Raw genomic sequence first — 12,761 nt, 5'->3', positions numbered from 1 at the left:
GTCGGGCCCGGACACCGGTGAGGTGTCCGGGCCCGATTCGGTCCCGCCCGGGGTGGGCGCCCGGCCGGCCGTCAGCCGCCCAGGCCGGCCGGGTGGTCCCCGGGCCCGGGGACGGCCCGACGGCGACGCCACCACAGCAGCGCCACCCCCGTGACGGCGACCACCGCCAGCCCGCCGACCAGCCACGACCACCGCCCGACGCCGGCCGTCTCCGGCCCGGCCGCCGGGCGCGCGGCGGCGACCGGCGACGGCGACTGGGCCGCCCGGGCCTGCACCTGAGCGGTCGCCGTGCTCTGGTAGGGGGCGGGGGCGCGGACCGTCACCCGCCAGTCGCCGGGGGAGAGCAGCGGGCCGCTGCTGTAGAAGCCCTGCCCTTCCCCGGACGGCTCGATCTGCACCGGCCCGGCCGTCCGGCCACCCTCACCCTCGGCGGTCACGGTGAGCCGGACCGGCTGGTCCAGCCGGTGCCCGTCGGCGTACACGGCCATCACGGTCACCCCACCGGCGCCGTCACCGGCCACCGTCAGCTTGACCTTTCCGCCGTGCGCCGCCGCCGGACCCGCCGGCAGGGTCACCAGGGCCGCCACGACCAGCGCGGCGAGGGCTCTCAAGGTACGCATCGACGTCTCCCTTGCGATGTGGAGGGGCCGCCCCCACCGTCGGTGTCGACGGTGGGAGCGGCCCCGTGGTGCTCCTTACAGCGAACCGCCCTTGGCGATCCGGGTGGGGTCGGCACCGAGCCGGCCGGCCCCGTTGACCGACTTGTTGTCGTTCGCCTTGACGCCGGCCTTGGTGGCCGCGCCACCGAGCCGGACGATCATGGCGTCGGCGTCCCGGACCAGCACGTCCCGCACGTCGGTGTCGGTCACCACCGCGGGGTCGGTGGCCAACGCCTTGAAGGCGGTCAACTGCTGCACCGCCCGCTTGTCGTTGCCCGCCGCCTCGGACTCCCGTACCGCGTCCAGCTTGTTGGACAGCTGACGGTGCGCCTTGGTGGAGAGTCGTCCGGTCGCCTTGAACCGGTCCAGCAGGTTCTGCATGTCCCGGAACGAGGTGGTGACGAAGAACCGGACCGTCGAGGTGGTGGAGTTGCCCGCCTTGTCGGTCGCGGTCACCGTCAGCTCGTGCAGGCCGAGCGGCAGCTCGTACAGCGCCTGCAGGGTGCCGCTGGCGTACGCCCGGCCGTCCAGCACGCCGGAGGTCGTCTTGATGCCGGAGGTCGGGTCGACCGCCTGCCACGAGATCCGGACGTCCTGGCTGTCACCGTAGAGCTGGCCGTCGGCGATGCCGGAGACCAGCAGCGTCGGCTTGGTGCCGTCGATCTTGACGACCGCCGACTTCAGCGCCTCGACGTTGCCGGCGGCGTCGGTGGCCCGGTACAGCAGCTCGTGCGTGCCGTCCCCGGTCACCTCCACCGGCGTGGTGTACGCCGTCCAGGCGCCACCGTCGAGCGACCACTCCAGCTTCTTGACCCCGGAACCGGCGTCGGTGGAGGTGATCACCACCGGGACGGTGCCGTTGTGCCAGCCGTCGTCGTTGGCCGGGGCGAACGACGACGAGCTGACCGGCGCGGTGGCGTCGATCTTCACGGCGACCTTCTTCGTCGCCTCCACGTTGCCGGCCGCGTCCGTCGACCGGAACCGCACCTCGTGGGTGCCGTCCCCGCTGACCTGCACCGGCTCGGTGTACGCGGTCCACGTGGTGGCCCCGTCGAGCTGGTACTCGGTGCTCGCCACCCCGCTACCGCCGGCCTCGTCGGCCGCCGCCAGCGTCACGGTGACCGGGCCGGTGTGCCAACCCTCGGTCGGGGTGCCGGAGACGGTGGCCGTGGTCACCGGGGCGGTCGTGTCGGCCGCCCTGGTGGAGAGCCGGAAGTAGTCGAACGAGGCCGTCTTCGAGGTGACCGCGTTCGCACCGAGGGTGAACAGACCGATCTTCGGGGTGGCCCCGACGGCGGTGTTCGTCACCGTCTCGAACGTGGTCCACTCCTGCCCGTCCGCCGAGTACGACGCGGTGAAGGTGTCACCGGCGCGGGCGAGGCGCAGGTACCACACCCCCGAGGTCAGGTTGGAGACCTGGGGCTGCGGGTTCTGCGTCACCCCGGCGAGTTCGCCACGGAACTCGATCCGCCGGGAGACCGCCTGCCCGGCCTGGTTGTCCACGATGTAGTCCAACTTGACGTAGTTGTCGTCGTCGGCGTGAACGATCAGACCGGCCTGCTGGTACTGCTCGGCCAGGGCACTGCCGTCGACCTTCGTCTCCAGGGTCCAGTCACCGCTCGGCGCGGTCTGGAGGATGAAGTTCTTCGGCCCGGTGTTGTTGGTGCCGTAGATGTCACCGGACGGCACGTCGATCTTCAGCGCACCGTCGACCACCCGGTAACCGGCCGGGTCCTCACGGAGCACCGCGTTCCACCGGCACTTGTCGAGCGTGGTGCCGGTGAACTCGTCCGACGGGGTGACCGGGCCGGCCGGGGCGTCCGGCGAGACCAGGAACGAGTCGAACACCGCGTCCACCACCGGGGCGGTGGTGCCACCGTTGAGGGCGAGCAGGCCGATGCGCGGGTTGGTGATGCCGGCCAGCGCGGCGGACCGGCCGACCGGGGTGAACGTGACACCGTCGGTCGAGAACTGCGCGGTCAGGTTGGTGCCGTCGCTGATCAGCCGCAGCCAGATGGTGTCACCGGCCGGGGCGGCCACGGCGTCGGCCGCGTCGTTACGCGGAGTCCCGGCGGTCTCCCGGATGAACTCCACCTTGCGCGAACCGCCGTAGAGCAGGTCCACCTTGGCGTAGTTGTCGTCGTCGCCGTAGATCAGCAGGCCGGCCTGCTGGTAGTCGGCGGTGACGGGCACGGTGACCTTCGTGGTGGCCTGCCAGGCCCCGCTGGGTGCGGGCTGGAGCACCAGGTTGGTCGCGTCGTTACGGGAGCCGTACAGGTCACCCGAGGAGGTGGGCAGCCGCAGCGCCCCACCGGAGACCGAGTAGAGCTGGTTCTCCCGGACCACCGTCCAGCGGTCCTTGTCCAGGGTGTTGCCGGTGAACTCGTCCGACCGCGCGCCGAGGCACGAGTTGGTCGGCGCGTCCACCTTGACCGGGACGGTCGCGTAGGACTTCGCACCCCGGTTGTCCGTCACCGTCAGGGTGGCGGTGAAGGTGCCCGGGGTGGTGTAGGTGTGGGTGGCGTTCAGGGTCGTCGCCGTCCCGCCGTCACCGAAGTCCCAGGCGTACGTCAGCGGGGTGTCACCCTCGGTGTCGGTGGCCGTGCCGGTGAAGGCGACGGTGACCGGCGCGGTGCCGGTCGCCGGGGTGGCGGTGGCCGTCACCTGCGGCGGCGCGTTGTCGGTGACGCCCCGGCCGATGAAGTCCATCCAGTTGACGTTGAACAGCGAACCCGCGCCACCGGCCGGGTCCTTGGCGACGAAGTACAGCGAGCCCTCCGCACCGGCCGTCACCGGCGCGGTCACGTCGACGAACTGCTGCCAGCCGCCCGTGCCCGGCACGGTGGCCGTGGCCACCACCGGTCCGTCGACGGCACCGGCGTGCACGTCGATCCGACCGCCCTGGACCTCGGAGGCCACCCGGAACCGGATCTGCTCGACCCCGGTCAGGTTGGCCGGTACGAGCGACCACCAGTCGCCGTCCTCGATGAAGCCGATGTTCTGGCCGCCACCGGCGGGGTCGGTGGTGGTCTCCTTCTGCACGCCCGGGTCACCGCCGCCGGTGCTGCCCGGGGCCCGCCCGGTGGCCGTGTAGTACTCGGCCTGCTTGCGCTTGGGCTGGAGGATCTCGATCGCCCGACCGGTCAGCGGGCCGGCGCCGCCGGTGCCGCCGTCGTCGGTGTAGGTGGCCTCGAAGACCGCGAAGACGTTGGCCTCCGCGCCGTGACCCGACGCCAGCGAGGTCTGCACGGTGCCGGTGCAGCCGGTGTGCTGCTCCAGCGGGTGGGCGTGCTCGTCGTGGCCGAGCAGCACCTGCAGCTGCACCCGGTCACAGTCGACGGTGCCGTCCTCCGGGTCGGTCACCTTGATCGTGTACTTGACCTGGTCGCCCCACTCGAAGAAACCGCCGCTGGGCGGGAACTCGATGGTCACCGTCGGGGCGGTGTTGCCGACCGTCACCGGCACGTTCGCCACGGCCGTACGGCCCTTGGGGTTGGTGACGGTGAGCTGCGCGGTGTAGTCGCCGGCCGCGGTGTAGGTGTGGGTGGGGTTCGCCTCGGTGGAGGTCTGCCCGTCACCGAACTTCCACGCGTAGGTCAGCGTGCCGCCGTCCGGGTCACGGGACCCGGCGCTGGAGAAGTTCACGGTCAGCGGCGCGGCCCCGGAGGTGGGGTCGGCGCTGGCCTCGGCGATGGGGGCGCGGTCACCGGCGGTGTAGTCGATCCGGTAGATCCCGGAGTCGTCGTTGTTGCCGCCGAAGCCGGTGCCCCACTCGATCATGTAGAGCGCGCCGTCCGGACCGAACTCGAAGTCCATCGGGCGGATCATCGGCATGCCGGTGAGCAGCTGGTTGATGTCGATCAGCGTCTTGCCGTCCGTGCTGACCTGCATCGTGTACATCTTCGACTGGTTCCACTCGCCGAGCAGCGCCTTGCCGTCGTAGTACGCCGGCCACTTGCGGCTCGACGTGCTGTCGGCGTCGTACCGGTAGACCGGGCCGCCCATCGGGGCGCCGCCGCCGCCGATCTCGGGGAAGCGCGGGTCGCCGGCGTAGCCGTAGTCCACCGTCGCCGCGATGGCCGGCGGCAGGTTGGTCAGGCCGGTGTTGTTGGGCGAGTCGTTGACCGGTGCGGCGCAGTCGAACTTCGCCCCGCTCGGCCCGGACGGGAAGGTGTAGTCGTTGTACGCCTTGTTGTTGCCGGTGCAGTACGGCCAGCCGTAGTTGCCGGCGGTGGCGACGATGTTCCACTCCACCAGGCCCTCGGGGCCCCGGTTCGGGTTGGCCGTCGAGGCGTCCGGCCCGTAGTCGGCGACGTAGAGGGTGTCGGTCTTCTGGTCGACGCCGATCCGGAACGGGTTACGGAAGCCCATGCCGAAGATCTCGGGACGGGTCTTCGCGGTGCCCGGGGTGAACAGGTTGCCCGCCGGGATCGTGTAGGTGCCGTCGTCCTCCGGGTGCACCCGGATCACCTTGCCGCGCAGGTCGTTGGTGTTGCCGGCGCTGCGCTGCGCGTCGTAGTCCTGCCGACCGGCCCGCTCGTCGATCGGGGTGAAGGCGCTCGACTCGAACGGGTTGGTGTTGTCGCCGGTGGCCAGGTAGAGGTTGCCCTGCGAGTCGAAGGTCATGCTGCCGCCGGCGTGGCAGCAGGTGTTGCGCTGCGTGTCGACCTGGAGGATGACCTTCTCGGTGGCCTTGTCGATGGTGTCACCGTTGACGGTGAACCGGGACAGGTAGTTGCGCGGGGCGCCACCGGCCGGTGCGTAGTACAGGTAGATCCACTTGTTGGTGGCGAAGTCCGGGTCGAGGCGCAGCCCGAGCAGGCCGTCCTCGTTGCCGGTGAAGACGTCCAGCCGGGTCGCGGTGACCGTGTTGCCGGTGTCCGGCTTCACGATCTGCACCCGGCCGTCGCGCTCGGCGTAGAACACCCGGCCGTCCGGAGCGATGTCCAGCTCCATCGGGTTGTTGGTGTTGCTGTCGAGGGTGACCTTCTCGAAGTTCGAGGTCTTGGAGGCGCCGCAGTCGGCGTTCTCGACGCCGGCCGCGGTGCGGATGCCGCCGAGCAGGTGGCTGAGGAACTCCGGCTCGGTGTACGACGCCTGGGTGTGGCCGCCGCCGGTGTACCAGGACCGACCGCCGTCGTAGTCCTGGCACCAGGCGGTGGGGTGGTCGGCGCCCATCGCGCCGGCACCCGGGCTGTAGGACTTCTCGTCCAGGCTGGCCAGCACGTGCACCTTGGAGCGCGGGTTGGTGCGGAAGTTGTACCACTCGTCGAACCGGGACCAGCGGTCCGGCAGGTCGGCGGTCGACGGGTGCGCGTGGTCCTCGACCTTGACGGTGGCCTGCTGGTTGGCGGGGTGGCCGGAGAAGTACGCGCCGACCAGGTTGCCGTACCAGGCCCAGTCGTACTCGGTGTCGGAGGCGGCGTGCACGCCGGCGTAGCCGCCGCCGGCCTTGATGTAGCGCTCGAACGCGGCCTGCTGGGTGGCGTCGAGGACGTCACCGGTGGTGGAGAGCCAGATCACCGCCTGGTATTTCGCCAGGTTGGTGTCGTTGAAGGCGGCTCCGTCCTCGGTGGTGTCGACGGTGAACCCGTTGTCGGTGCCGAGCTTCTGGATCGCGGCGATGCCGGCCGGGATGGCGTCGTGCCGGAAGCCGGCGGTCTTGGAGAAGACCAGGACCGAGAAGGGGTCGGCGGCAGCTGCCGCCGGTGCCGGTGCGGCCTGTGGCTGGGCCGCCGCGACGGGAGCGGCCTGGGCGGCGGTGCCGCCGATCAGGCCGCTGGCGAGTAGGGAGAGGGCCAGTAGACCGGCACCCAGTGGGCCGCGACGGGCGCGGCGATGGCGGGATGGAGACACTCCATGCTCCTTTTGTCCGTGCTGGACAGTGGTGGGGGCATGGGGACGACTCGCCGCAGACCGTCCCCGGTCGGATCGGTGTGGGCCCGCCGAGGTCCGCACCAGTGGCGATCAGGTGCGGGCCACGCCGAGGCTCCGCACCGGAATAATGTCGATCGGTTGAACAAATTAGCGCCGCTGGATTGGTTTCCGGCAAGGCATGAGCATGTAACGATTCGGTATCGGCGACTCGCTTTTCCGGCTTATGTGGATACAAGCCCACAACCGTACGCATCGATGGTCCTGGATCAATCTAACACCCCTTGGCGGATCAGCGGATCTGTCGTACGGTCACAGGCACGTGACCCACGGGAGCCCGGTACACCGGGCTGAGAGGGGGGCTGAGAGCCCCCGACCGTCGAACCTGATCCGGGTAATGCCGGCGCAGGGAGGAGAGTTGCCGTGCCGTCCCTCGGCCGACTGCATCTGATCACCGACACCCGCCCCGGGTGCGACCCGCTCGCCGTCGTACGGGCCGCCCTCCCGGTGGCCCGCGCCGACCTCGTCGTCCAGGTCCGGGTGACCGACGACACCACCGACCGGCAGGCGTACGACCTGGCCCGACGGGTACGCGCGCTCTGCGTGCCGTACGAGGCGACCTGCCTGGTCAACGACCGGCTGCACGTCGCCCTCGCGGTGGACGCCCACGGCGGCCACGTCGGCGCGGACGACCTGCCCGTCGCGGCGGCCCGCCGGGTCCTCGGCCCCGCCGCCGTGCTCGGCGCGACCGCCCGGGAACCGGACGCCGCCGCCCGGGCCGTCGCCGCCGGGGCCAGCTACCTGGGCGTCGGCCCGTGCCACCCCACCGCCACCAAGACCGGCCTGCCCGACCCGATCGGCCCCGCCGGCATCCACGCCGTCGTCGCCGCCGTCGCCGTGCCGGTGATCGCCATCGGCGGGGTCACCGCCGCCACCGTGCCGGCGCTGCGCGCCGCCGGGGCGTACGGGGTGGCGGTGGTCGGGGCGCTGTCCACCGCCGCCGACCCGGGCCGGGCCACCGCCGAACTGATCGCGGCACTGACGTGCTGACCCGGCCCGACGTCGCCATCGTGGGCGCGGGGCCGGTCGGATTGGCGATCGCCTGGCGCTGCGCCACCCGGGGCCTGCGGGTGACCGTGCACGACCCGGCCCCCGGCTCCGGCGCGTCCCGGGTCGCCGCCGGGATGCTCGCCCCGGTCGCCGAGGCGTACTTCGGGGAACGGGAGCTGACCGGGCTGCTCACCGCGTCCGCCGCCCGCTGGCCGGGTTTCGCCGCCGACCTGACCGCCGCCACCGGCAGCGAGTTCGGCTACCGCACCGACGGCACCCTCGTCGTCGGGCTCACCGGGGACGACCTGGCCGAGGCCCACCGGCTCTGGTCGTACCAGCAGGGGTTGGGGCTGCCGATCAGCGCGCTGCGGCCGTCGCAGCTGCGGGAGCGCGAACCGGCGCTGACCCCCCGGCTGCGCGGCGGGGCGGTCGCCCCCGGCGACCACCAGGTCGACCCGCGCCGGCTGGTCGACGCGCTGCGGGTCGCCGCCGAGCGGGCCGGCGCGACCCTGCTGCCCGGCGCGGTGACCCGACTGGCCGAGGTGGACGCGCCCGTCGTCGTGGTCGCCGCCGGCTGCGGCGCCGCCGCGCTGACCGGGCTGCCGGTCCGCCCGGTCAAGGGCCAGGTGCTGCGGCTGCGCGCGCCCGACCACCGCCCGCCCGGCTTCCGGCACGTCATCCGGGGGTACGCCGACGGCGAGTCGGTCTACCTCGTCCCCCGCGACGACGGCGAGGTGGTGCTCGGGGCGACCGTCGAGGAACGCACCGACACCGAGGTGACCACCGGGGCGGTGCTGCGGCTGCTCCGCGCCGCCGTCGACCTCGTCCCCGAACTCGCCGAGTACGCGTTGACCGAGGCCACCGCCGGGCTGCGCCCCGGCACCCCGGACAACGCGCCGATCCTCGGCCCGCTGCCCGACCGGCCCGGCGTGCTCGCCGCCACCGGCCACCACCGGCACGGCATCGTGCTCACCCCGGTCACCGCCGACCTGATCACCGACCTGATCGTCACCGGTCAGCCGGACCCACTGCTCACCCCCTTCACCGCCGACCGGTTCCACTGAGGAGGAAGACGTGCGACTGATCGTCAACGGCGTCGGACGCGAGCTGACCGGCGGCACGACCGTCGCGGACCTGGTCGCCACGGTCACCGGGCAGCGGCGCGGAATCGCCGTCGCGGTCAACGGCGAGGTGGTCCCCCGGGGCGGCTGGCCCGCCACCGAGCTGCGCGACGGCGACCGGGTCGAGGTGCTCAGCGCCGCCCAGGGCGGGTGACCCGGATGCCCCTCACCATCGCCGGACAGACCTTCACCTCCCGGCTCATCCTCGGCACCGGCGGCGCGGCCAACCTGCACGTGCTGGAACAGGCGATCCGGGCCGCCGGCACCGAACTGGTCACCCTCGCCCTGCGCCGCGTCGACACCGCCCCCGGCACCGCCGGTGGCCTGCTCGACCTGCTCGACCGGTGCGCGGTGCGGCTGCTGCCCAACACCGCCGGCTGCTACACCGCCGCCGAGGCGGTCAAGGTCGCCAGGCTGGCCCGGGAGGCGTTCGACACCGACTGGGTCAAGCTGGAGGTGATCGGCGACGAACGCACCCTGCTCCCCGACGGGGTGGAGCTGCTGCGGGCCGCCGAGGAACTCGTCGCCGACGGCTTCGTCGTGCTGCCGTACACCTCCGACGACCCGGTGCTGGCCCGCCGGCTGGCCGACGTCGGCTGCGCGGCGGTGATGCCGGCCGGTGCGCCGATCGGTTCCGGACTGGGCATCACCAACCCGCACCACATCCGGCTCATCCGGCAGAGCGTCGACGTGCCGGTGATCCTCGACGCCGGGATCGGCACCGCCTCCGACGCGGCGCTCGCCATGGAACTGGGCTGCGACGGGGTGCTGCTGGCCAGCGCCGTCACCCGGGCCGCCGACCCGACGGCGATGGCCACCGCCATGCGGTACGGCGTACGGGCCGGACGGCTCGCGTACAACGCCGGGCGGATACCCCGCCGCTTCCACGCCCTCGCCTCCACCCCCGACGACGGAAGACCCGACCTGTGACCCGCCCGACCGCCCCACCCCTCCTCCGGCCGGCCGGGGTGGTGCTGCTGACCGACCGGCGGGCGGCACGCGGCGACCTCGTCGATGTGGTCGCGGGGGCGGTACGCGGTGGGGTGCGGTGGGTGGTGCTGCGGGAGAGAGACCTGCCCCGCGCCGAACGGGCGGCGATCGCCGTCGACCTGCGGGCCGTCCTGGCCGGGACCGGCGGCACCCTGATCGTCGCCGGCCCCGACCCGCTCGACGACGGCTCCGACGGCTCCGACCCGCCCGGCCCGGACCCGGGTGGTGCCGGTGGGGCGGTGCATCTGGCAGCAGCCGGGCCGTACCCGCCGCCGACCGTGCGGCTCGTCGGTCGGTCCTGTCACGACCCGGCCGAGCTGGCCCGGCTCAGCACCGAGCACTACGTGACGCTCTCGCCGGTCTGGACCACCCGCAGCAAACCCGGCTACGGCCCACCCCTGCACCCGGACGGGCTTCGCCGGCTGGTCCGGCTCAGCCCGGTGCCCGTCCTCGCCCTGGGCGGTATCGAGACGCCGCAGCAGGTGACGGCCTGTGTCGAGGCGGGTGCGGTCGGGGTGGCGGTGCTCGGCGCGATCATGCGGGCCGCCGACCCGACCGAGGTCGCCGCGACCCTCACCGGTGTCTTCGCCCCGCGCCCGACGGACCGCACCCCGATCAGCGACACGTGGCCCGAGGAGACGACATGACACCGACGACAGTGCTCACCATCGCCGGTTCCGACTCCGGCGGCGGCGCCGGCATCCAGGCCGACCTGAAGGTCTTCGCCGCCCTCGGCGCGTACGGCACCAGCGTGCTCACCGCCGTCACCGCGCAGAACACCCGGGGCGTGGACGCCGTGCTGCCGTTGCCCCCGCGCACCGTCACCGAGCAGCTCGACAGCGTGCTCGGCGACTTCGCGGTCCGGGCGGTGAAGACCGGGATGCTCGGTACCCCGGCGGTCGCCGACGCGGTGGCCGAGGCGGCGAAGGCGGGCCGGCTGCCGCACCTCGTCGTCGACCCGGTGCTCGTCGCCACCAGCGGACACCGGCTCGGGGTGGTCGCGGCCGTCGAGCGGCTGCTGCCGTACGCCCGGGTGGCGACGCCGAACTGCGCGGAGGCCGCCGCCCTCACCGGACGCCCGGTGACCACGGTCGAGGAGATGGTCGCCGCGGCGCAGACCCTGGCGGCCGGCGGCCCCGAGTACGTGGTGGTCACCGGCGGCGACGTCGACGCGGCCGGCGAATCGGTCGACGTGCTGGCCGGCGGCGGAACGACCACCCTGCTGCGCGCCCCCCGGGTGGACACCCGGCACAGCCACGGCACCGGCTGTTCGTTCTCGGCGGCGATCGCCGTCCGGCTGGCCGCCGGCGATCCGGTGCCCGTCGCGGTCGCCACCGCCAAGGAGTACGTGACCCGCGCGCTGACCGGCGCGCGGGGTTGGGAACTGGGCGCGGGACGCGGCCCGCTGGACCACTTCGGCTGGTCCCGATGACCAACAGGGAGGCTGTCATGCAGGCACGTCGCAAGGTCTACGTCGAGGGGTCCCGGCCGGACGTCCGGGTGCCGTTCGCCGAGGTGGAGCTGGCCGGGGACAACCCGCCGCTGCGCCTCTACGACACCTCCGGCCCCGGCTCGGACCCGGAGGTGGGGCTGCCGCCGCTGCGCGGACCATGGATCGCCGAGCGGGGCGACGTCGCGCCGGTCCGGGGCGCCGGCACCCCGCTGGCCGGCGTCGACGCCAGGCGACCCACCCAGCTCTGGTACGCCCGCGCCGGGGTGGTCACCCCGGAGATGGAGTTCGTGGCGATCCGGGAAGGGCTGCCGCCGGAGCTGGTGCGCGACGAGATCGCCGCCGGCCGGGCGGTGCTGCCACTCAACGTCAACCACCCCGAGTGCGAGCCGGCGATCATCGGCAAGGCGTTCCTGGTGAAGGTCAACGCCAACATCGGCACCTCGGCGGTGACCTCGTCGGTCGCCGAGGAGGTGGAGAAGCTGACCTGGGCCACCCGGTGGGGCGCGGACACCGTGATGGACCTGTCGACCGGCAAGCGGATCCACGAGACCCGGGAGGCGATCGTGCGCAACTCGCCGGTGCCGATCGGCACCGTGCCGATCTACCAGGCGCTGGAGAAGGTCGGCGGCGACCCGGTGAAGCTGAGCTGGGAGGTGTTCCGGGAGACCGTCATCGAGCAGGCCGAGCAGGGCGTCGACTACATGACGGTGCACGCGGGGGTGCTGCTGCCGTACGTGCCGCTGGCCGTCGACCGGGTCACCGGGATCGTCTCCCGGGGCGGCTCGATCATGGCGGCCTGGTGCCTGGCGCACCACGAGGAGAACTTCCTCTACACCAACTTCCGCGAGCTGTGCGCGATCCTCGCCCGCTACGACGTGACGTTCTCCCTCGGCGACGGGCTGCGCCCCGGCTCGATCGCCGACGCCAACGACGAGGCCCAGTTCGCCGAGCTGCGCACCCTGGGCGAGCTGACCCGGATCGCCTGGGAGTACGACGTGCAGGTGATGATCGAGGGCCCCGGTCACGTGCCGATGCACAAGATCAAGGAGAACGTGGACCTCCAGCAGGAGTGGTGCCACCAGGCCCCGTTCTACACCCTCGGCCCGCTGACCACCGACATCGCCCCCGCGTACGACCACATCACCTCGGCGATCGGGGCCGCGATGATCGGCATGTACGGCACCGCCATGCTGTGCTACGTCACCCCGAAGGAACACCTCGGCCTGCCCGACCGGGACGACGTGAAGGCCGGCGTGATCGCGTACAAGATCGCCGCACACGCGGCCGACCTGGCCAAGGGGCACCCCGGCGCGCAGGCCTGGGACGACGCGCTGTCCAAGGCGCGGTTCGAGTTCCGCTGGGAAGACCAGTTCAACCTGTCACTCGACCCGGAGACGGCCCGCTCCTACCACGACGCGACCCTCCCGGCGGAGCCGGCGAAGACCGCCCACTTCTGCTCCATGTGCGGCCCGAAGTTCTGCTCCATGAAGATCACCCAGGAGCTGAAGGAGTACGCCGCCCAGGGCATGCAGAACAAGTCAGCCGAATTCCGCTCCACCGGCAACCGCGTCTACCTCCCCCTCGCCTGACCCCCGCCCCCGTCTCCGCCCCGCC

9 protein-coding genes and 1 riboswitch are annotated in these 12,761 nt (G+C 72.7%); of the genes, 7 read left to right on the top strand and 2 right to left on the bottom strand.

Features of this window, described 5'->3' with window-relative positions:
* Positions 1–71: 71 nt before the first annotated feature.
* Together JQN83_RS17300 and JQN83_RS17295 are read right to left on the bottom strand one after the other, a co-directional pair.
* Positions 72–620, bottom strand: a complete 549-nt coding sequence (locus JQN83_RS17300; protein ID WP_208568192.1) for a hypothetical protein — start codon at positions 618–620, stop codon at positions 72–74.
* Positions 621–695: 75 nt separating this feature from the next.
* Positions 696–6,515 carry a ThuA domain-containing protein gene (locus JQN83_RS17295; RefSeq protein WP_208568191.1) on the bottom strand — a complete coding sequence of 1,940 codons (5,820 nt, stop codon included), beginning with the start codon at positions 6,513–6,515 and terminating at the stop codon, positions 696–698.
* Positions 6,516–6,852: 337 nt separating this feature from the next.
* A riboswitch (TPP riboswitch) is annotated at positions 6,853–6,962 on the top strand.
* On the opposite strand from JQN83_RS17295, the gene thiE reads away from it, so the two are divergent.
* The 7 genes from thiE (at position 6,957) to thiC (ending at position 12,736) form a co-directional block, all read left to right on the top strand.
* The gene (gene thiE / locus JQN83_RS17290; protein WP_208568190.1) at positions 6,957–7,583 is read left to right on the top strand and encodes a thiamine phosphate synthase; all 627 of its coding nucleotides are present in this window, start codon (positions 6,957–6,959) and stop codon (positions 7,581–7,583) included. It overlaps the preceding riboswitch by 6 nt.
* On the top strand, positions 7,577–8,647 hold the full coding sequence (gene thiO, locus JQN83_RS17285) for a glycine oxidase ThiO (protein ID WP_208568189.1): 1,071 nt from the start codon (positions 7,577–7,579) through the stop codon (positions 8,645–8,647). The genes thiE and thiO overlap by 7 nt, the downstream gene beginning before the upstream one ends.
* Positions 8,648–8,657: 10 nt before the next feature.
* Positions 8,658–8,858 (top strand): sulfur carrier protein ThiS, encoded by a 201-nt coding sequence (gene thiS, locus JQN83_RS17280; protein WP_208568188.1) that lies wholly within the window; start codon positions 8,658–8,660, stop codon positions 8,856–8,858.
* A 5-nt stretch (positions 8,859–8,863) separates the two neighbouring features.
* Positions 8,864–9,634, top strand: a complete 771-nt coding sequence (locus tag JQN83_RS17275; RefSeq protein WP_208568187.1) for a thiazole synthase — start codon at positions 8,864–8,866, stop codon at positions 9,632–9,634.
* A complete protein-coding gene (locus JQN83_RS17270; RefSeq protein ID WP_307799378.1) occupies positions 9,631–10,341 on the top strand; it encodes a thiamine phosphate synthase in 711 nt (236 codons plus the stop codon). The genes JQN83_RS17275 and JQN83_RS17270 overlap by 4 nt, the downstream gene beginning before the upstream one ends.
* On the top strand, positions 10,338–11,126 hold the full coding sequence (thiD, locus tag JQN83_RS17265; protein WP_208568186.1) for a bifunctional hydroxymethylpyrimidine kinase/phosphomethylpyrimidine kinase: 789 nt from the start codon (positions 10,338–10,340) through the stop codon (positions 11,124–11,126). Before JQN83_RS17270 ends, thiD begins: the two co-directional genes overlap by 4 nt.
* 17 nt (positions 11,127–11,143) lie before the next feature.
* Positions 11,144–12,736, top strand: a complete 1,593-nt coding sequence (gene thiC, locus JQN83_RS17260) for a phosphomethylpyrimidine synthase ThiC (protein WP_208568185.1) — start codon at positions 11,144–11,146, stop codon at positions 12,734–12,736.
* The last annotated feature ends 25 nt before the right edge of the window (positions 12,737–12,761 follow it).

Origin of the sequence: Micromonospora antibiotica, from assembly GCF_017599305.1 — a bacterium.
Classification (GTDB): domain Bacteria; phylum Actinomycetota; class Actinomycetes; order Mycobacteriales; family Micromonosporaceae; genus Micromonospora; species Micromonospora antibiotica.
This window is presented reverse-complemented; position numbering and strand designations above follow the sequence as displayed.